Source organism: Bradyrhizobium sp. 23AC (genome assembly GCF_054863025.1).
In genome coordinates, this window is record NZ_JAVAYN010000006.1 from 168759 (window position 1) to 189437 (window position 20679).

18 protein-coding genes and 1 pseudogene are annotated in these 20679 nt (G+C 64.2%); 7 read left to right on the top strand and 12 right to left on the bottom strand.

Annotated elements, in window-relative coordinates:
- Position 1 precedes the first annotated feature (1 nt).
- From RAD10_RS16700 to RAD10_RS16715, 4 genes and pseudogenes are all read right to left on the bottom strand, one after another.
- Positions 2–2071: a TonB-dependent siderophore receptor gene (locus RAD10_RS16700; RefSeq protein WP_461618384.1), complete on the bottom strand. Its 2070-nt coding sequence runs from the start codon at positions 2069–2071 to the stop codon at positions 2–4.
- A 450-nt stretch (positions 2072–2521) separates the two neighbouring features.
- Positions 2522–5099, bottom strand: a pseudogene (locus tag RAD10_RS16705) (cation-translocating P-type ATPase).
- Positions 5096–5263, bottom strand: a complete 168-nt coding sequence (locus tag RAD10_RS16710; RefSeq protein WP_177236920.1) for a hypothetical protein — start codon at positions 5261–5263, stop codon at positions 5096–5098. Before RAD10_RS16710 ends, RAD10_RS16705 begins: the two are co-directional and overlap by 4 nt.
- 197 nt (positions 5264–5460) lie before the next feature.
- Positions 5461–5604, bottom strand: a complete 144-nt coding sequence (locus RAD10_RS16715) for a hypothetical protein (protein ID WP_162832236.1) — start codon at positions 5602–5604, stop codon at positions 5461–5463.
- A 267-nt stretch (positions 5605–5871) separates the two neighbouring features.
- Between RAD10_RS16715 and RAD10_RS16720 the strand changes: the two genes are divergently transcribed.
- Positions 5872–6027, top strand: coding sequence for a hypothetical protein (locus RAD10_RS16720; protein ID WP_165637160.1), 156 nt, complete (start codon positions 5872–5874; stop codon positions 6025–6027).
- A gap of 34 nt (positions 6028–6061) precedes the next feature.
- Here the strand turns inward: RAD10_RS16720 and RAD10_RS16725 are convergent, their stop codons facing one another.
- Positions 6062–6691 (bottom strand): ParB-like protein, encoded by a 630-nt coding sequence (locus RAD10_RS16725; RefSeq protein ID WP_028145250.1) that lies wholly within the window; start codon positions 6689–6691, stop codon positions 6062–6064.
- Positions 6692–7029: 338 nt separating this feature from the next.
- Between RAD10_RS16725 and RAD10_RS16730 the strand changes: the two genes are divergently transcribed.
- The 6 genes from RAD10_RS16730 to RAD10_RS16755 all read left to right on the top strand — a co-directional run bounded on the left by RAD10_RS16730 (position 7030) and on the right by RAD10_RS16755 (position 11885).
- Positions 7030–7371, top strand: coding sequence for a hypothetical protein (locus RAD10_RS16730; protein ID WP_018320952.1), 342 nt, complete (start codon positions 7030–7032; stop codon positions 7369–7371).
- A gap of 223 nt (positions 7372–7594) precedes the next feature.
- Positions 7595–7882: an acyl carrier protein gene (locus RAD10_RS16735; protein ID WP_007592476.1), complete on the top strand. Its 288-nt coding sequence runs from the start codon at positions 7595–7597 to the stop codon at positions 7880–7882.
- Between the two features lie 10 nt (positions 7883–7892).
- Positions 7893–8363 (top strand): 3-hydroxyacyl-ACP dehydratase FabZ family protein, encoded by a 471-nt coding sequence (locus tag RAD10_RS16740; RefSeq protein ID WP_092252447.1) that lies wholly within the window; start codon positions 7893–7895, stop codon positions 8361–8363.
- Positions 8360–9565: a beta-ketoacyl-ACP synthase gene (locus tag RAD10_RS16745; protein WP_461618385.1), complete on the top strand. Its 1206-nt coding sequence runs from the start codon at positions 8360–8362 to the stop codon at positions 9563–9565. The genes RAD10_RS16740 and RAD10_RS16745 overlap by 4 nt, the downstream gene beginning before the upstream one ends.
- A 101-nt stretch (positions 9566–9666) precedes the next feature.
- Entirely contained in the window at positions 9667–10944 is a 1278-nt protein-coding gene (locus tag RAD10_RS16750) for a beta-ketoacyl-ACP synthase (RefSeq protein ID WP_091954090.1), read from the top strand.
- A gap of 8 nt (positions 10945–10952) precedes the next feature.
- Positions 10953–11885, top strand: coding sequence for a lipid A biosynthesis lauroyl acyltransferase (locus RAD10_RS16755; protein WP_461618386.1), 933 nt, complete (start codon positions 10953–10955; stop codon positions 11883–11885).
- 39 nt (positions 11886–11924) lie between these two features.
- On the opposite strand, the gene RAD10_RS16760 is transcribed toward RAD10_RS16755, so the two are convergent.
- From RAD10_RS16760 to RAD10_RS16790, 7 genes are all read right to left on the bottom strand, one after another.
- Entirely contained in the window at positions 11925–13037 is a 1113-nt protein-coding gene (locus RAD10_RS16760) for a polyamine ABC transporter substrate-binding protein (protein WP_461618387.1), read from the bottom strand.
- A 2-nt stretch (positions 13038–13039) separates the two neighbouring features.
- Positions 13040–14221: an aminotransferase gene (locus RAD10_RS16765; RefSeq protein WP_461618388.1), complete on the bottom strand. Its 1182-nt coding sequence runs from the start codon at positions 14219–14221 to the stop codon at positions 13040–13042.
- Between the two features lie 7 nt (positions 14222–14228).
- Positions 14229–14555, bottom strand: coding sequence for a rhodanese-like domain-containing protein (locus RAD10_RS16770; protein ID WP_461618389.1), 327 nt, complete (start codon positions 14553–14555; stop codon positions 14229–14231).
- A gap of 308 nt (positions 14556–14863) precedes the next feature.
- Positions 14864–16792: a potassium transporter Kup gene (locus RAD10_RS16775; protein WP_461618390.1), complete on the bottom strand. Its 1929-nt coding sequence runs from the start codon at positions 16790–16792 to the stop codon at positions 14864–14866.
- Between the two features lie 140 nt (positions 16793–16932).
- A complete protein-coding gene (locus RAD10_RS16780) occupies positions 16933–18831 on the bottom strand; it encodes a potassium transporter Kup (protein ID WP_461618391.1) in 1899 nt (632 codons plus the stop codon).
- Between the two features lie 173 nt (positions 18832–19004).
- A complete protein-coding gene (locus RAD10_RS16785; RefSeq protein WP_018320942.1) occupies positions 19005–19835 on the bottom strand; it encodes an OmpA/MotB family protein in 831 nt (276 codons plus the stop codon).
- 23 nt (positions 19836–19858) lie between these two features.
- On the bottom strand, positions 19859–20632 hold the full coding sequence (locus RAD10_RS16790; RefSeq protein WP_018320941.1) for a motility protein A: 774 nt from the start codon (positions 20630–20632) through the stop codon (positions 19859–19861).
- Positions 20633–20679 lie beyond the last annotated feature (47 nt).

Consider the following 20679-nt stretch of genomic DNA (forward strand, 5'->3'; position numbering starts at 1 on the left):
TCTACCAGCGATAGCTGAGCGTGCCCGTGACGGTGCGCGGGCTGGTGTACTGGCAACCGCCGCCCGTCGTGCAGGCGAGCGTGACGCGGTCGGCGATGTTCTTTACGTTCAGCGCGAGGTTGACGCCCTTCGGCTGGCGATAATGCAGGCCGGCATCGAACACGACGTAGCCCTCGTTGACGATGGTATTGGTGATATCGGCGAAGGTCGGCCCGTTGTAGCGGACGCCGCCGCCAAGACCCCAGCCGTCCCATGTGCCGCCCTGGATAGTGTAGTCGAGATAGGCCGACGCCATCTGGCGGGCGACCAGCGTCGGCACCTTGCCGAGGTCGGTGCCAGTGCTCTGCGTCACCTTCACATCCTGGTTGGTGTAGGTCGCCACCAGGTTCAGCCCGGGCATGATCTGCGCCAGCGTCTCGAACTCGAAGCCGCGCGAATTCACCTCGCCGAGTTGGACCGAGAAGCCGAGATGCGATGGATCGCTCGTGAGCGAGTTTTGCCGCGTCAAGTCATACAGCGCCACCGTCATCAACAAAGTCCGCGACGGTTGATATTTGACGCCGATCTCATGCTGCTGCGCCCTCGTCGGCTTGAACGGGCTGCCCGCAAAGTCCGTGCCCGGCGTCGGCAGAAACGATTCCGAATAGCTGTAGTAAGGCGCCACTCCGGAATCGAACACGTAGGAGACGGCTCCTCGCTTGGTGAAGGCCGTGTCCTTGGTGTCGGTGGTCTTGTTGGTCGCCAAGGCGTAGGTGTTCTGTTCCGAGGCGTCGTAACGTCCGCCCAACGTGAAGATCCAATTCTGGATCTTCATCTGGTCCTGCGCATAGACGCCGACTTGGTCGATCGTCTGGTTCGCTGAGGGGGCAGTGAGCGCAGTCGGAACCGTAATGGCCTGGTCATAGACGGGATTGATCTTGCTCAGCGGCGGTGCAGCTCCGAAATAGGTCCGGTCCGTCATGTTGAACGTCAGATAGTCGACGCCGGAGACCACCGTATGTTGGAGCGGCCCGGTGCTGAACTTGCTGATCAGGTGGTTGTCGGTCGACAGGGTGTCGATCTGCTCCTGGATACGCATCGAACGTCGCGGAAAAACCGAGGTCGTATCGAGTGGAGTTCCGATGAACGTCAGATACCGATAGTCGAGCTCGGTGTGACCATAACGAGCCTTGGATTCGAAGATCAGGTTGTTGCTGAAGCGGTGCTCGAGCTGGTAGCCGACGCGCTCCTGCTCCTGGTCGAATTTGTTGTAGCTGGGGTCGCCGAGAAACACCGGCAACGCCGTGATGCCGGTGACCTTCCCGCCCGTCACATGGACCATCGACAGCGGAAAGGCATTTCCAGTCACATCGTGCGTGTAGTCGGCGAGAATGGTCAGCGTCGTATCGTTGGTCGGCTTCCAGGTCACGGCCGGAGCGATATAGGTCCGGTTGTCCTTCACGAAATTCGAGAAGTTCGCGATCTGCGCATCGGAATCCCTGAACACGCCGGTCAGCCGATAGAGCAGCGTGCCGTCCTTGGTCGCGGGACCGCCGAAATCGAAAGCGCCCTGATAGCGGTCGTAATTGCCGAACTGGCCGACGATCTCGCCAAAGGCCTTTTCGGGCGGCCGCTTGCTGATGACGTCGACGAGGCCGCCCGGCGCGCCCTGCCCGTACATGACCGAGCTCGGTCCCTTGATGACGTCGATGCGTTCGAAGCCATAGGGCTCGTTGCGGAACAGCGACAAGAAGTTGGGATCGCCGACCTCACGAAGCCCGTCGCGATAGGCACCGTAGCCATTGTTGTCGAAGCCGCGGATGAAGACGTTGTCGAAGCGCGGGTCTTTGCCGCCCGGCTGGATGGCGAGACCTGCGACATACTGCAATCCTTCGACAAGCGTCGTGGCCGAGCGCGCATCGAGCTGATCGCGGCTGACCACCGAAACGGATTGAGGTGTCTCAAGAATAGGTGTGTCGGACTTCATCGCAGCCGAGCTGACGACGGGCACAAACCCCTTCACCGGATCCGTACCGCGTTCCACCGCAGCGGAGGCCGGCTGAGAACCGGCCTCGGTAGCCTGTCCTGCCACGTGTGATCGCGCACGTCGGACACTCGCAGATCGCGAGCTGCGCGATGTCGTGACCTGACGCTTGTTCGCGCGGCCTTGCTCGACCACGACGGGCGGAAGATCCGATGCTCCACTCACGCCCTGGGCTTGCGCGTTGCCGCCAAAGGCGATGGCCGGAGGAAGCACGAGAAGACCGCACAACGTCGACACGCATCCGCGCTTCGTTGCGCGTGCGTCAAACACAAATTCCAGCATTCCCAGTCCCCGAATTTACGGGGACGACCATGCAAAGACTCCGAACGCACAATCAAAGTCTTTCGGACATTCACGTCGTAGAATCTATGTAGACTAGACCTGTTCTAATGAAACGACGTCAGCATCTCGCAGGCGTCTTCCGTTGGCTGCACGAATTCCCGACGCTGAACGATTCCCGCCGCGCGCCGCGATGAGCGATCGACCTGCCGTCACGATCTAGAATCGCAAGCGTCGTGCCCATATGGGCTTCAGCAGTTCGAGCACCGTGAGCACCAGCAATCCCGCGCCGAGGGTGACCATCAGATCGTCGAGGTGCAGGGGACCGAACCGGAAGAGACTGGACGCGGGTGACCAGAACAGGGCTGCGGCGAGAACGAGCGCGATCGACAGGAATATCCAGAGCAATGCCGGGTTCGGGCGGAAGAAGGCAGACAAGAACGACGCGCTGAAGGACCGGTTGACCAGCACCAGCGCGACGACGCAGACGACCAGCGCGATGAAAGCCAGCGTGCGCGCCTCGTCGGGTGGAATACCGGAACGAAGCGCAACGACGAAAATCGTGGCGATCAAGGCAAATGCCATCGCGCCTTGAAGGATGCTCCAGCCGACCAAAGCCCACGAGAACAATTCCGCATCGGCGCGCCGCGGCGGGCGCGTCATGACATCGCGCTCCTCCCGCTCGGCTTCGAACACGAGCGAGCAGACCGGGTCGATGATCAGCTCCAGAAACGCGATGTGAACGGGTCCGAGAATCAGAGGCAGCCCGAAGATCAGCGGCAGCAGGGGCGAGCCCCGCGATCGGAACGTGGACGGCGAAAATGAAGGCCATCGCCTTGCGGAGATTGTCGTAGATCCGGCGCCCCAGCCGGATGGATGCGACGATGGAGCCGAAATCGTCGTCGAGCAGGACGATCGAGGATGCCTCGCGGGCGACATCGGTGCCGCGGCCGCCCATCGCGATCCCAATATGGGCCGCCTTCAGGGACGGCGCGTCGTTGACGCCGTCGCCGGTCATCGCGACGATCTCGCCGTTGCGCTTCATCGCCTGAACGATCCGCAGCTTCTGCTCCGGCAGCACCCGCGCGAACACGTTCACGCTCCTGACGAGGGCCTCCAGCCCGCTCTCGTCCGCGAGCTTGATCTGCTCACCGGTCGCGACCTCGTTGACGTCGAGCCCGGCCTGCCCGGCGATCGCCATGGCGGTCGCCGGATAGTCGCCCGTGATCATGACGACGCGGATGCCGGCCGAACGACATTCGGCCACCGCCTCGGGGACGCGCGGACGAAGCGGATCGGCCAACCCGACCAGACCGAGGAAGCGAAACGAAAAACCTTCCTGCGAGCTCGGCAGGACCTCGCCGTCGCAGGTCGCGGCGGCCACGCCGAGCACGCGAAGACCGTTCTTCGCCATCGCCGCGACCGCATCCCGCATCGCGTCCTGCTCCGCACCCTCCAACTTGCAGAGGCGCACAATCGCTTCGGGAGCACCTTTGGCCGAGGCGAACACTCCCTGGGACGATTGCCAAACCTGGGTCATCGCCAGCAGCTCGGGGCGCAGGCCGTAGGTGCGGATCAAGGTCCGAGCGCCCGGGGTTTCATCATCCTCTGGCAGGCTCGCCTGCGCGAACGCGTGCAGGGCCTTCTCCATCGGATCGAATGGTTCGGGCGAGCTCGCCAGAGCACTGCAACGCGCCAGGTCGAAAAACTCCGCTCCCACGGGCGATGGCTGCGAAGACACGGGGCGCACGCTCGTCCCGTCGCGTAGCCTCAGCTCCGCAACCGACATCCGGTTCTGTGTCAGCGTGCCGGTCTTGTCGGTGCACAGCACCGTGGCGGAGCCGAGCACCTCGATCGCGGCCGCGCGCCGCGTCAGCACCCGCGCCTTCGAGATCCGCCAGGCGCCCATGGCCATGAACACCGTGAGGACGACGGCAAACTCCTCAGGCAGCATGGACATGCCGATCGCGATGCCTCCGAGCATCGCCTGCAGCCAATCCCCGCGCAACGTTCCGTAAAGCAGGACGGCGGCCAGGCTGATCGCCGCGCCGCCGAGAAAACAAAGCCGTACGAGTCGTGCGGTCTGCTGCTGCAGCCGCGGCGGCTCCGGCCGCAAGCCATGCAGCGACAGTCCGATCTTCCCGATCTCGCTGCGAGGGCCGGTGGCCTCGACCTCGGCGAGGCCCTCGCCTCGCACGACCAGCGAGCCCGAATACACGAAAGGCAGGTCATCGCCGCCCGGGCGATGCTCAGCCAAGGCGGCCTTTTCAGTCAAGGAAGCTTTGGCGACCGGCGTCTTGACGGCCTGCTTGCGAACCGGGACCGATTCTCCGGTCAGCAGGGACTCATCGATCGCCAGATCACGCGCGCTGACGAGTACCGCATCCGCCGGAATCCGATCGCCCTCGGCCAGGACGAGGAGATCGCCGCGAACGACGTCCCGGCCCGCGATGCGCCGGCGCTCCCCGTCCCTGACCACGAGCGCTCGCGGACTGGTCAGCTCTCGCAACGCCTCCAGCACGCGCTCGGTGCGGGTTTCCTGCACGATCGTGATCACGACGGAGATGGCGCCGAATGCCAGGAGGAGCAGCGCCTCGCGAAGGTCGCCGAGCAGCAGGTAGACCAGCCCGCCACACAGAAGGAGGGCGAGCATCGGCTCGCGCAACACCTCCAGCACGATGCGCAGCGGCGTGCGCCGTTCGGGCCGTGGCAGTTCGTTGTAACCTTCCTGTTGCAGCCGCAGCCGGGCCTCGGTTTCGCTGAGCCCGGCCGAACCGCCGCTTTCTGTCCTGCTCACGTCTTCCGCCGCATGCTCCAGAGACTTCCAGCCCCCACGACGGCTGTCACGAGCAGGACGGCGACGAAGGTCTGGATGATGGTGAAGTTCAGGGCATCGCGCGCGACGAACAGCGCGGTGACCGCGCCGGCGACGATAAAAACGATGCGAAAAATGATGCTCACGGCCGTGCCTCCAGTCTTGCATGACTTGGAGCCCGGGCCCGCGACGTCGGGGCACAACGCTGCCTCTGCAACCATGCAGGCAGACTCTAACCGGTCACAGCGACGCAGACTTGCGGCAGGTCAAGCCTGATCCGGCCATCGCCGCATCCGGCCGGTCGGCGGGTGCGACCTGATGTCCACGTCGGAGTGATCAGCCGCTAACGCTTCGCCATCAACTCGAGCGCCGGAGCAAAGCGCTCCGCGAACGTCAACGACTTGGCGTGGTGAACTGCGGCAAACGATGCCGAAATTCCCGCCGAAGCGACCGCGAGCAACGCAATTACGAAAGCCAGACGGCGCATGTTCGCCTCCTGTGTGAGCTCGTCTACCCCATAGAGATGGGACGGCTCTGTTTCAGGACGGTTTCATGGGCGCGGAAATTGATTTCACTCAAGCGCCTGTGATGGGATCCGGCTTATCTGGACGCATTCCGTAACCAACTAACAATGGTCGACGTATTTTGCAGCGGAGCGCGGCCGTGTTGGGAATTCTACATCCGCGGACACGATCCTAAGCACTGCGGCGACCAGCAGCATTCGCTGGAATGGGAGTCATCAAGGACTATTCAAATGAAGATCGTGATCCAGAAGCTCAATGGCCTGTGGCATCTCATCGTCGGGTCGAGCCAGATCCGAACGCCCTTCCTGGACACCCAGGACCGCGCGCTGGTGGTCACTTACGCCCGCCGCGCCTATCCCGGCGCCAGGATCTTCCAGCGCGACTGATGTGAAGCATCACCGCACGCGATTTCCGACGCCCCTAATCATCGTCCTCCGGACCGCACCAGCCGGGTAGATAGATCGCGTCCTTGCTCTTGGCTGCGGACATCGCCTTCTCGATCGCCTTGTCGAAATCGGCCTCCACCGTCTTGCGCGAGACCTTTCGGCGCAGGAAGTCGGCCCACAGGAATTCGGAGAACGGCGTGGTGTCCTTGGCGAATCCGCCCAGGCGGCGCAATTCGCCGGCAAGGCTGCGGAACGGATCGTCCTTGAGATCGGCAACCGATTTGGGCAGGTCGCGGAACTGTCGCCGTTCGCCCTTGGCGTCGTAAGGATAGACCCAACGCTTGTTGTCCATCACGCCCCAGAAGGCCTCGCGCTCGACCATGCGGAGGTCGCCGACGATGGTCACCAGCACCTCCTTGACGCCTTCGTCGTGCAGCGCGCGGCCGAGATGATGATGGTCGATCACATAGTACCGCGCGTCGGGGCCATAGACGACGGGGATCATGTGCTTGCCGAGAAGATCGGCCTGCTTCTTCTTGTCATGCTCGCGCCAGCGCTTGCGCTTCTCCTTGACCTCGCGCATGCCGACCGTCATCTGCGTCGGCCGGAGCGACAGGATCGGGACCGGGTGCACTCTCGGCTCACGCGCGTTGGTCGTGGTCATGGTCGAAGGCCCCTCGCATGGATGCAACTGACGGTTCAGGTTCCCCGACTATGACATGGGCCATGCGGCGGCAAAACGTGTTCGGAAGGACGCGGAGATCACAAGCCGATGTAAAGAGGGAACGAAGGTGTGAAGTCCTTGGCCCTTGCTACCTCTGTGTTGCAACGCAACCCTTGCATCCCTGCCGCCGACACGACGGCCGGTTCCTCGGTCGCTTCCCACAGTCCATGCACAAATAGTGCGAGCGTACAAATGCACGCGGGCATTGCGAAGATTTTCTGCAACACGTTCATCACGTGTGCTATCTAAAATCGCTGCTTCGGAGTGATCCTCGCCCCATGACTACCCAGCGGCCCATAAGCTCTGACGACGAGCACCGGGTGCTCCAGTTCAGGCCGCGCACCTCGCCTTCCCCGACGGTCCACCGCGGCAGCGGCACCGTGCAGCCGTTGCGAGTCGCCCCCGAACCGCTCGACCTGTCGCGCTACGAGAAGCCCCGCGCCGAGCCGGACGATTTCCGCCATCGCATGCTCGCCAACATCGCGGCGCTGGCCTTCACCATCGCGCTGACCGCAATCGGAATTTGGCTCGCGGTGAGCATCGCCGACCTCCGCCGGACCCAGGATTGTGTGCTGATGGGCCGTCGCGACTGCGTCAAGATCACGACGCCGCATATCTAGGCCCGCCTCGCCCCGGCCCCGGCGGGCAAGGGACTCCAGCGGGGCATCCCCAGCCCCGTCTCACCGCCTGCCCGCCTCCATTGAACTCAGGGCGGCGCTCCGATATACGGGCTTTCGACCCGGCCAGAGGGGGGTTTGAGGGCGTCATCAGGGGCGCGATGCCCACCCACCGTGCCACTCTGGACAATCTGACAAATATCCGCAATATATCAAAGGCTTAGTGATGTCTTCCACATTCGATCAGGTCGCCACGATCATCGCTGAAACCTGCGACATCCCGCGCGACACGATCACGCCGGATAGTCATGCCATTGACGATCTCGGCATCGACAGCCTCGATTTCCTTGATATCGCGTTTGCGATCGACAAGCAGTTCGGCATCAAGCTCCCGCTGGAAAAGTGGACCCAGGAGGTCAACGACGGCAAGGCGACCACCGAGCAGTATTTCGTGCTGAAGAATCTGTGCGCCCGCATCGACGAACTGGTTGCGGCCAAGGGCGCGAGCGCCTAAGCGCGCGGTCATGCAACTCGAATACTTCCACATGATCGATCGCATCGTCGACCTCAAGGTCGACGAGAAGACGATCGTCGTCGAAGCGCAGGTCCCGCAGGAGAGCACCATCTTCGAGGGGCACTTCCCGGGTTACCCCTTGATGCCCGGCGTGCTCCTGATCGAATCGATGGCGCAGGCCTCGGGCTGGCTTCAGCTCGGCGTGTTCAAGTTTGAGCGCATGCCGATCCTTGCCGCCGTGAAGGAGGCCAAGGTCCGCGGCTCGGTCTTCCCCGGCGATCTCATGAGCATCGAGGCGAGCCTCGTCCATGAAGGCTCCGGCTATGCCATGACCGAAGCCAAGATCAGGGTCGGCGGCAAGCTGCGCGCGAATTCGGCGCTGACCTTCACGCTGATCCCCTTCCCCAATGCGGATATGCGCGGCTACATGGCGAAAGTCGCCGAGCGCGTCGGCTTTCCGCAACAGGCCGTATCGCCATGACTGACACTGCTTCGAAGCCCGGCCAGACCGAAGTCTGGATCACCGGCATTGGACTCGCGACCTCGCTCGGCGAGGGCCTGGACGCCAACTGGACCGCGCTTGCCGAGAAGCGCATCAATGTCGACGAGAAGGGCTTTGCGCCCTACGTCGTGCATCCCTTGACGCCTGTTAGCTTCGACAGCCAGATCCCGAAGAAGGGCGACCAGCGCCAGATGGAAGCCTGGCAGCGCATCGGCACCTACGCCGCCGGCCTTGCGCTCGATTCCGCCGGGATCAAGGGCAACAAGGACATCCTGTCGAAGATCGACATGGTGGTGGCCGCAGGCGGCGGCGAGCGCGATCTCAACGTCGACACCGGCGTCTTGACGGCCGAGGCCAAGGGGGCGAACGCGCCCGGCTTCCTCAACGAGCGCTTGATGAGCGATCTCAGGCCGACGCTGTTCCTGGCGCAGCTCTCCAACCTGCTCGCCGGCAACATCGCCATCGTGCACGGACTTGGCGGCACCTCGCGTACCTTCATGGGCGAAGAGGTCGCCGGCGCCGATGCCGCCCGCATCGCGCTTGCACGCATCGCCTCGGGCGAGAGCGACATCGCGCTGGTCGGCGGCTCGCACAATGGCGAGCGCAAGGACTTGCTCGTCCTCTACGAATTCGGCGATTTCAACCTCAAGGACAAGTTCGCTCCTGTCTGGGCGCGCAAGGACCACGCCGGCTTCGCGCTGGGATCTGCCGGCGCCTTCCTGGTGCTGGAGTCGAAAGCGCATGCGCAAGCGCGCGGCGCAAAGCCGTTCGCAAGACTGTCGAGCGTGGTCGCCGACCTCGCCCGGCGCAAGCAGCCCGGCGACATGGCCGCGACGCTGGAGCAGCTGTGGGCCAAGCTGCCAAGGCGCGAAGGCAAGGGCGCGATCATCTCAGGCGCGACAGGTGCGGAGCCCGCGACAAGCGAAGAGCGCGGCTTCCTGAAGGACCATGCCGACTTCCCGGTGCGTTCGACCGGCACGATGTTCGGCCACACCATGGAGACGCAATTCCCGCTCGGCATCGCGCTCGCCGCGCTCTCGATCTCGCGCGGTGCGCTGTTCCCGCCGAACGATTCCACGGGCACCGAGATTGAAATGCAGGGAGCGCCCACCCAGATTGTGGTGGTGGGAGCCGGACACTGGCGCGGCGAAGGCATGGCGCTGGTCGAGACAGTTAGCTAAAGCGCGTCGCGCTTTAGCGAGTTAATGTTTGGAGCATGATCTTTCCGGAAAACCGCGTCACACTTTTCCGGATCATGCTCTAGGTCTATCGGGGGATCGACATGACTGCACCACGCGACAAACTCGGGCGCCCCGTCGTCGTCGTCACCGGCATGGGCATCATGACCTCGCTCGGTGCCGGCAAGGCCGACAATTGGGCCAAGCTCGTCGCCGGCGAATCCGGCATCCGCACCATCACGCGCTTTCCGGTCGACGGCCTGAAGACCACGATGGCCGGCACCGTCGATTTCGTCAGCGTCGATCCGTTCTCCTCCACCGCCCTGTCCGAGCGGATGGCTGAGCTCGTGACGGAGGAAGCGCTCGAGCAGGCCGGCATCGGCGCCAAGGCCGATTTCCCGGGTCCCCTCTTCCTCGCGGTTGCGCCGGTCGAAGTCGAATGGCCGCAGCGCCGCGAGCTCGGCCGCGCCGTCGGCGCGCTCGACTTCAACTATGACGATCTCTTGCGCATCTCCGGCGGCGGCAAGTACAGCGCCTATCATCACCGCTTCATGTTCGGCTCGGTGGCCGCGCATCTCGCCGAGACCTTCGGCACCAAGGGCTCGCCGATCTCGCTGTCGACGGCCTGCGCGTCCGGAGCCACCTCGATCCAGCTCGGCGTCGAGGCGATCCGCCGCGGCGAGACCGATGCTGCGCTGTGCGTCGCGACCGACGGCACCGTGAACCCCGAGGCCCTCGTGCGCTTCTCGCTGCTCTCGGCGCTGTCGACCCAGAACGATCCGCCGCAGGCGGCCTCCCGCCCCTTCTCCAAGAACCGCGACGGCTTCGTCATGGCCGAAGGCGCCGGCGCGCTCGTGCTGGAAAGCTACGAGGCCGCCACCGCGCGCGGCGCAAAGATCCTCGGCGTGATCGCCGGCTGCGGCGAGCTCACCGATTCCTTCCATCGCACCCGCTCTTCGCCCGACGGCAAGCCGATCATCGGCTGCATGAACAAGACGCTGGCCGATGCCGGCATGACGCCGGACCAGATCGACCACATCAACGCGCATGGCACCGCGACGCCCGAGAACGACAAGATGGAGTTCAACACGACATCGGCCGTGTTCGGCGAGCTCGCGCAGAAGATTCCGGTCACCTCCAACAAGTCGATGGTCGGCCACACCATCTCAGCGGCCGGCGCCGTGGAAGCGATCTTCTCGCTGCTCACGCTCGAGCATCAGCGCATCCCGCCGACGATCAATTACGAGACCCCGGATCCGACGATCCTGTTCAACGTCGTCGGCAACAAAGCGCGCGACGCCCGCGTCACCGCGGTGATGTCGAACTCGTTCGGCTTCGGCGGCCAGAACGCCTCGCTGATCCTGACCCGCGAACCGGCCTGACCGGACGCATGGCGCTGCTGACTGCGAGGACGAAGGCCCGCGCGCGGGAGGCTGCAAAATCGATCGGCGGCAGCCTGATCGGCGCCGCCACCGTGGGCATGCTGCGCACCACGCGCTATTTCGATCCAGCCAAGACCTCGGACTTTTTCGCGCGCGTCGTGAAGCTGATCGGCCCGCGCCTGCGCGAGCACCGCATCGGTCGCGCCAACCTCACCGCAGCGTTTCCGGAGAAGTCGCCCGAAGCGATCGAACAGATCCTGATGGGCGTCTGGGACAATCTCGGCCGCGTCGGCGCTGAATTCGCCCATATCGACCATGTCTGGGATTACGATCGCGACCATCCGGAAAAAAGCCGGATTGAATTGTCGCCGCGCAGCATCGAGCTGTTCGACCAAATCCGCGACGACGGCAAGCCGGCGCTGATCTTCGCCGCGCATCTCGCTAACTGGGAACTGCCGGCGCTCGCTGCCGTCGCGCACGGGCTGGATACCGCGATCCTCTATCGCCGGCCGAACATCGCCTCCGCGGACCGCATCATCCAGGAGATGCGCCAGGTCAACATGGGCACGCTGATCCCGGCGGGTCGCGACGCCCCGCTGCGGCTCGCGCAGGCGCTGAAGGACGGCAAGCATGTCGCGATGCTGATCGACCAGTACCTGACCGGCGGCGTCGAGGTCACCTTCTTCGGCCGCAAGACCCGCGCCAACCCGATGCTGGCCCGCCTGCTGCGCCAGGTCGAATGCCCGATCCACGGTGTGCGCATCATCCGCCTGCCCGGCAACCGCTTTCGCGGCGAGCTCACCGAGGAGATCAAGCCGATCCGCGATGCCGAGGGCAAGATCGACATCCAAGGCACGACGCAGGCGATCACGAGCGTGGTGGAAGGCTGGGTGCGCGAGCATCCCGAGCAGTGGCTCTGGCTGCATCGCAGGTGGCGGTAGTTACGCCGTCATTGCGAAGAGCGGAGCGACGAATGCCCCTCACCGCCCGGTCTTCACCTTGGTCCAGAGCCGGTTGATGACGCGCTGGGTCGCCGGCTCGCGCGCCGTGATGACGAACAGCTTTGCGAGCGTCGCCTCGTCCGGATAGATGTGCTTGTCACCAAGGATTTTTGGATCGACCAGCTTCTGGCTGGCGAGGTTGCCGCTCGCGTAGGACAGGAAGTCCGAGTTCTTGGCGGCGACATCGGGCCGATTGAGATAGTTGATCAGCTCGTAGGCTTCCCTAACGTTCTTGGCATCCGCAGGGATCGCGAGATTGTCGAAGAACATCTGCGCGCCCTCCTTCGGGATGGCGTAGCCGATCTCGATGCCATTCTTGGCTTCCGCCGCGCGGGCGCGGGCCTGCATGATGTCGCCGGACCAGCCGACCACGAAGCAGATCTCGCCGGTCGCGAGCGCGCTGAGATATTCGGAGGAGTGGAATTTGCGCACGGAGGGGCGGACTTTTGCGACGACATCGGCGGCCTTCTCGAGGTCAGCCTGCTTGGTCGAGTTCGGATCGAGCCCGAGATAATTCAGCGCCGCCGGAAAGATGTCGTCGGCGGAGTCGAGCATGTGGACGCCGCAATCTCTAAATTTGGCGAGGTTCTCCGGCTTGAAGACGATGTCCCAGCTGTCGATCTTCGCGTCGGGCCCCAGGATCTGCTTCACCTTGGCGACGTTGTAGCCGATGCCCGTCGTGCCCCACATATAGTTGGCGGCGTAATTGTTGCCGGGATCGTAGGTCGCAAGGTTCTTGGTCACCATCGGCCAGGCATTTTCCAGATTCGGCAGCTTCGACTTGTCGAGCTTCTGGAAAATGTTGGCCTTGATCTGGCGCTGCAGGAAATAGGCCGTGGGCACCACGACGTCGTAGCCGGACTTGCCGGCCATCAGGCGCGTCTCCAGCGTCTCGTTCGCATCGAAGGTGTCGTAGACCACCTTGATGCCGGTCTCCTTGGTGAAGGCCTCGAGGACATCTGGCGCCATATAGTTGGACCAGTTGTAGAAATTGACGACCCGCTCCTCGGCCCTGACAGGGGCGGAAAGCAAATTCAGCGCGGCGGCGATCGCGAGGCCAAGGCCAAATCCGCAGCGGCCGACGTTCGTCATCTCTACCTCTTGCGACCGCGCACCGCGTCCGACAGCCGTTCCAGGGCGGTGTCGAGGGTCTCGTCCTTCTTGGCAAAGCAGAAGCGCACCACTGAGGTCACGGGGTCCTGCTCGTAGAAGGCCGACACCGGGATCGCCGCGACCTTGTAGTCCTTCACGATCCGCCAGCAGAACTCGGTGTCGCTTTCGTTCAGACCGAGCGGCGACAGGTCGACGGTGAGGAAGTAGGTCCCTTGCGACTTCAACACGGGGAAGCCGAGGCTCTCCAGCCCCTTGGTCAGGCGGTCCCTGCTCCGCATCAGGTCCTTGCGCATCGACAGGAAATACTCGTCGGGCTTGCCAAGGCCGTAGGCGACGGCGGCCTGCAGGTTCGGCGCGGTGGTGAAGGTCAGGAACTGATGCACCTTGGCGGCGACACGCAGCAGCGGCGGCGCGGCGCAGACGAAGCCGATCTTCCAGCCCGTCAGCGAGAAGATCTTGCCGGCCGAGCCGACCTTGATGGTGCGCTCGCGCATGCCGGGAATGGTGATCAGCGGGATGTGCTTGTGCTCGTCGAAGGTGACGTGCTCCCAGACCTCGTCGCAGATCGCGATGACGTCGAACTCCTGGCAGTAGCGCGCCAAGAGTTCGAGATCCTCGCGCGGGAAAACCACCGCGCTAGGATTCAAGGGGTTGTTGAACAGCACCGCCTTGGTCTTTGAATTGAAGACGCTTTTCAGCATGTCCTCATTCAGCCGCCAGTGCGGCGGCTCCAGCCGCACGAGGCGCGGAATTCCGCCGGCCTGGCGGATGATCGGCAGATAGGAATCATAGACCGGCTGGAAGCAGACCACCTCGTCGCCGGGCTGGACCACCGCGAGGATGGCCGAGGTCAGCGCCTCGGTACCGCCGGAGGTCACCATCACCTCGCTCATCGGATCGAGCTTGAGCCCGTGCCAATGGCCGTAATGGGTCGCGATCGCCTGGCGAAGCTCCGGCAGGCCCATCATCGAGGGGTATTGGTTGTAGCCGTTCAGCGAGGCCTCGGCCGCGGCGCGGCGGATGTCCTGCGGACCCGGATCGTCGGGAAAGCCCTGGCCGAGATTGATGGCGGCATTGTCGCGCGCGGCCTGCGACATCGCCTCGAAGATGGTGACGGGAAGGTCGGCGAAGACCTTGTTCAGCGAGGAGCTCTTGGACGTCATCGCGAGGTCAGCCACCGACCTTGCTGGGAAGCCCCGCCGCCTTCCAGCCAAGCATTCCGCCGACCAGATGCTTGTCGTAAGGCAGGCCCGCCGCCTGAGCCGCGAGCGAGGCCGTTACCGAGCGTTTTCCGGAACGGCAGGCGAACACGACGTCCTTGCCTTGGGGATCGGGGATCGCCTTGGGATCGAAGGTCGAGAGCGGCACCACGACGCCGTAGGGGTAGGCCTCGGCTTCGACCTCGTTCGGCTCGCGCACGTCGACGAGGAGATAGCGGCCCTCCGCGACACCCTTGGAGACCTCGTCCGGGGTCAGATCCTGCACCTGATTTGCCACATCATCCTCCAACGTCGCGCGTGCCAGCCGGACCTATCCCGGCCGGCGGCAACCTCGCCTCTCGGCTCACGAAAATCAAGCGCTACAAAGGCTTGAGCCGCGCGGCGCAAGTTAAAGCTAAATCGCAGCGACTTGAAGTGGGGGTTTCGGGGTGCCTGAAAAACCTGCCCCGGCCCTCACCGCGCATTCGGTGTCATTCCCCGCGAAAGCGGGGAATCCAGTACGCCGCGGCCTCTCCGTATCCTCGCACTGTCGCTGGAATACTGGATCGCCCGCCTTCGCGGGCGATGACAGCGGAGGTTACGGAACTAGATCGTCACCTGCGTTCCGACCTCGACCACGCGGCCGGAGGGGATCTGGAAATAGTCGGTGGCGTCGTTGGCCGAGCGGCTGAGCGAGATGAACAGCCGGTCCTGCCAGCGCGGCATGCCGGAATGGACGGCGGGCTTCAGCGCCCTCCGCGACAGGAAGAACGAGGTCGACATGATGTCGAACTGCCAGCCGAGCTTGCGGGCGATCGCCAGCGCCTTCGGCACGTTGGGCGATTCCATGAAGCCGAACTTCAGCGTCACCTTGGAGAAGGTCGGGCTTATCTGCTCCAGCTTGACGCGCTCGGCTGGATCGATCCGTGGGGTCTGTGCCGTCTCGATGGTGAGAATGACATTCTTCTCGTGGAGCACTTTGTAGTGCTTCAGACTATGCATCAGCGCGGTCGGCGCGCTGAGCGGGTCCGAGGTCAGGAACACGGCGGTGCCGGGCACCCGCTGCGGCGGCCGCTTCTCCAGCATCGCCACGAGATCGGCGAGCGGGAACTCGAGCTTGCGCGACTTCTCGAACAGCAGCCGGCTGCCGCGCCGCCACGTGTACATCAGGATGATCATGACCGCGCCGAGGGCCAGCGGCACCCAGCCACCCTCGAACACCTTGAGCAGGTTGGCGGCCAGGAACGTGAGGTCGAGGAACAGGAACGGCGCAATCAGCGCTCCGGCCGCGAGCGGCGACCAGCGCCAGACCTTCCAGATCACGACGAAGCCCATCATCGCCGTGACCACCATGGTCCCGGTGACGGAGATGCCATAGGCCGAGGCGAGCGCGCTGGACGAGCGGAACAGGAGCACCAGCAGCACCACCGCGACGAGCAGCAGCTGGTTGATGCGCGGGATGAATATCTGGCCGGAATGGGCTTCCGACGTATGACGAATTTCGAAGCGGGGCAGCAGGCCGAGCTGGATCGCCTGGCGCGTCAGCGAATAGGCGCCGGTAATGACCGCCTGGCTGGCGATGACGGTCGCCATGGTGGCGAGCACGACCATGCAGCCGCGGAAGAAGCCTTGCGGGAAGAGCTGGAAGAACGGGCTGACGATGGCGCCGGGATCGCTGAGGACAAGGGCCCCCTGCCCGAGATAGTTCAGCGCCAGCGACGGCAGCACGATGGACAGCCAGGCGGTCTGGATCGGCCGCTTGCCGAAATGGCCGAGATCGGCATAGAGCGCCTCGGCTCCGGTGACCGCGAGGAACACCGCGCCCAGCGTGACGAAGCCGATGATGCCGTGGTGGAACATGAAAGAGACCGCATAGAGCGGGTTTAGCGCGTAGAGGACTTGTGGCTGCTGGATGATCGGATGGATCGCCGCCGCCGCGAGGACCGCAAACCAGACGCACATGATCGGGCCGAAGAAGGCGGCGACGCGGGCGGTTCCGCGCGACTGCACCGCGAACAGGCAGACCAGGATCACCACGGTCAGCGGCACGATATAGGGCTCGAACCGCAGCGTGACGTCTTTCATGCCCTCGATCGCCGACAACACCGACAGCGCAGGCGTGATCACGGCATCGCCGTAGAACAGCGCGCCGGAAATGATGCCGAGCAGGACGACGGTCGCCCCGCCGGTGCCGACCGCGCGCTGGGCCAGCGCCATCAGCGCCAGCGTGCCGCCCTCGCCGTTGTTGTCGGCCCGGAGCAGGATCACGACATATTTGAGCGTCACCACGACGATCAGTGCCCACAGGATCAGCGAGACTACGCCGAGCACCGCCGCCGGCGTCGGAAGCCCGTCCGCACCCGATGCCGCCATCACCGCCTCGCGGAACGCGTAGAGCGGGCTGGTGCCGATATCGCCGTAGACGACGCCGATGCTGCCGAGGGTCAGCGCACCGAAACGGGCGGTGGTATGGGCCTCGCCATGCCCATTGGCCGCCGCCGTTTCCGGGGCGGAAATCACTACATCGCTTGTCATGGGAGAGCCCAGTGGCCTCTAAAATGCTTCACTGCACAATGGCGGAAGAGCGCGCGGCTTATAGTCCTGCGCTGCCGGCATAGCCCAGCCCGATTTCGGGGCTTAGCCATGCAAATTCGCATGGCTAAGGCAGTTGCGTTCTAGATGGTGACTTGGGTTCCGACTTCAACCACCCGTCCCGTGGGGATCTGGAAGTAATCCGTGGCGTCGTTGGCGGACCGGCTGAGCGCAATGAACAAATGGTCCTGCCACAGCGGCATGCCCGACTGCGCCGAAGCCTTCAGCGACCTCCGGGACACGAAGAACGACGTCGACATGATGTCGAACTGCCAGCCCTGCTTGCGCGCGATCGCAAGTGCCTTGGGCACGTTCGGCTGCTCCATGTAGCCGAAGCGCAGGCGGACTTTCGAGAACTTCTCGCTGATCTTCTCCATCCGGAAACGCTCCGCCAGGTCGACCCGGGGCGTATGCGCGGTCTCGATGGTCAGGATCACGTTGTGCTCGTGCAGCACCTTGTTGTGCTTGAGATTGTGCAGCAGCGCGGTCGGCACAAAGGAGGGATCGCTGGTCAGGAACACCGCGGTGCCCTTGACGATGTGCGGGGGCCGCTTCTCCAGGCTGCGGATCAGATCGTCCAGCGGCACCTCGATCCGGCGCGTCTTCTGGATCAGGATTCCGGAGCCCTTCCGCCAGGTCCAGATCGTTCCCGCCATGGCCACGCCGAACAGCAGCGGCACCCAGGCGCCCTCAAGCAGCTTCAAGAGATTGGCGCTGAAGAAGCTCAGATCGACGATGACGAAGGGCATGATCACGGCCGCAGCCGTGGCAGCGCGCCAGTTCCACAATTTCCAGATCACGATGAAGCCCATGATGCCGTCGGCGACCATAGTGGTGGAGACCGCAATGCCGTAGGCCGAGGCCAGATTGCTGGGGGTGTGGAACAATAGCACCAGCAGCATCACGCCGATCAGCAGCAGCCGATTCACCCGCGGCAGGTAGATCTGCCCGGCGTGAGTCTCGGAGGTGTAGCGGACCTCGAAGCGCGGCAAGAGGCCTAGCTGCACCGCCTGATAGACCAGCGAATAGGCGCCGGTGATCACCGCCTGGCTGGCGATCACGGTCGCAGCGGTCGCAAGCCCGACCAGCGGCAGCACCAGGCTCTCGGGCACCATGCGATAGAACGAGTGCTCGATCGCGCTGGGATCGGACAGCACCAGCGCGCCCTGCCCGAAATAGTTGATCAAGAGCGCGGGCAGCACGAAGAACATCCAGGCCGACTGGATCGGCTTGCGCCCGAAATGGCCGAGATCGGCATAGAGCGCCTCGCCCCCGGTCACCGCCAGGAACACGGCGCCGAGGGTGACAAGGCCAATCGTGCCGTGCGACAGCACGAACTGTACGGCGTAATAGGGATTGATCGCCGCCAGCACGGACGGGTCGTCGGCGATGTGGACGGCTCCCATCACGGCGATGACGGTGAACCAGACCACCATCACCGGCCCGAAGGCCGAGGCCACCAACGCCGTCCCCTTGCTCTGGACCGCGAACAGCAGCGCCAGGATGAAGACGGTCAGCGGCACGACGTAATGCTCGAACGCGGGGGTTGCGAGCTTCAGGCCTTCGACCGCCGATAGCACTGAGATCGCCGGCGTGATCATGGAATCGCCGATGAACATGGAAGCGCCGACCACGCCGAGGGCGAGCAGGAACCAGCTCCGCCGCCCGAGCGCGCGCTGCCCGAGCGCCATCAGCGAAAGCGTGCCGCCCTCGCCGTTGTTGTCGGCGCGCAGCAGCAGCAGGACGTATTTGGCGGTGACGACGATCAGCAGCGCCCACAGGATCAGCGATAGCACGCCGAGAACCATGACCCGCGAGACCGGCTCGCCATGGGCGGCGCCCCTGACAGCCTCGTGGAATGCATAGAGCGGCGAAGTGCCGATATCGCCGAAGACGACGCCGATGCTCCCGAGCGTAAGGGACCAAAAGCCCGAGGTGACCGGCCCGTCCTGGGTCTCGGCCTGTGTGATGCTCGCCGTCATGAGGGTGGAAAACGCTTCTTCCCTGGAATTGATCCGGCGCCTTTTGACGCTTCCTGCGCGCCTGTCAATCGGCGCACCACCATAGCAGGCGCCGAGCTGGATGCTGTGACGTCGCAGCCACGCTCATCGCCAGCGCGACGACATGCCTCAGGTAAGATGGTAGCGCAAGAGGGTTAGGGCTTGAGATTCGGCGGCAGCGGCGGATCTTCGCGCATCAGGGTGATGGTCACCCGCCGGTTGGCCGCGAGCGAAGGATCGTCCGGAAACAGCGGCTGGGTGTCCGCCTTGCCGGAGACGGCGAAGATGTGCGACGGCGGCAGGCCCTCGCGTTCGAGGATCTGGCGCACGGCATTGGCACGGTCGGCCGACAGATCGAAGGCGCCGTAGTCGCTGCGGGTCGGCACGAAGCCGGCCGCGGTGTGGCCGGCGATGGAGACGCGCAGCGGCGTGGCCTTGAGCGGGATCGCGAGCTTCTCGACCAGGCGGCGGGTGCGGTCATAGGGCACCTTGGAGCCGTCGGCGAACATCGAGCGGCCGTCCTGGTCGACAATCTCCAGATTGAGACCCTGCTTGGTCTCCTCGAACATGATGTGCTTGGACATCTCGGTCAGCTCCGGCATGTCCTGCAACGCCTGGCGCAGCGAGGCTGCGGCGAGCGCGAAATTGCGGTCGACCTTGATCTTCGCGCCCGACGTGCGGTCGCGATCCTCCTGGTCCGGCGTCGGCGTGTTGGAGGCATCCTCGGGCTGGATATGGTCGACGTTCTTCAGCCGCGGGCGGGTCGGCAAACCGTCGGACTCGACGATGCCGGCATAACGCGCTTCGCTTTGCACGCCGAAGGCGTCGCGCATGGAGCCAGCGACGATCTTCAGCTTGTTGGCGTCCTGCGTCGAGAACGCCACGAGCATCACGAAGAAGCTCATCATCAGGCCCATGAGGTCGGCGAAGGTTACGAACCAGCCGTGACCGCCTCCATGGGCATCGCCGCGTTTCTTCTTGGCCATGTCTCAAATCCCGGCGGGCGTGCTTACGCCGGCACCGGCTCGCCCTCGGCGTGGCGATGCTTCTCCGGCAGGTAGGCCAGCAGCATTTCGCGCACCAGGGTCGGGCTCTTGGAGTCGCGGATCATCAGGATGCCGTCGATGATCAGCGTGCGGTTGGTCTCCTCGTCCAGCAGCTTGCCGTGCAGCTTGTCGGCGATCGGCAGACAGAACAGGTTCGCGACCAGCGCGCCGTAGAGCGTGGCGAGCAGCGCGGTCGCCATGAACGGGCCGAGCTTGGAAGGGTCGGTCATGTTGGCGAACATCTGCACCATGCCGATCAGGGTGCCGATCATGCCGAAGGCCGGAGCGCAATCGCCGATGGCGCGATAGATCTTGCTACCCTCGTCGAGGTGCATGAGGAAGTTGTCGCGGTCGCGCTCGAGATTGTCGCGGATGAAGTCGAGGTCGTAGCCGTCGGCGACGTAGCGGATGCCCTTGGCGAGGAAGGGCTCGTCGGTCTCGACCTTTTCCAGACCCACCGGGCCCTGCTTGCGGGCGATCTCGGCGATGCGGGCGAGCTCGTCGACGAGGTCGTGCGCCGACAGGCGGCTCATGGTGAAGGCGAACTTGGCGCCGAGCGGAAGGCCGTGCAGGAGTGCCGAGAGCGGAAAGCGGATCATGGTGGCGGAGATCGAGCCGCCGAAGATGATGATCATGGCATGTTCGGAGATGAACATGTGAAGGTCGCCGCCCATGAAGATCATCATCGTGATGACGATGATGCCCGCAATGAGCCCGACGCTCGTCATGATATCCATGGGATACTCCAACGCGTACGCAACAACGGCCGTCCTGGCCGCTGGCG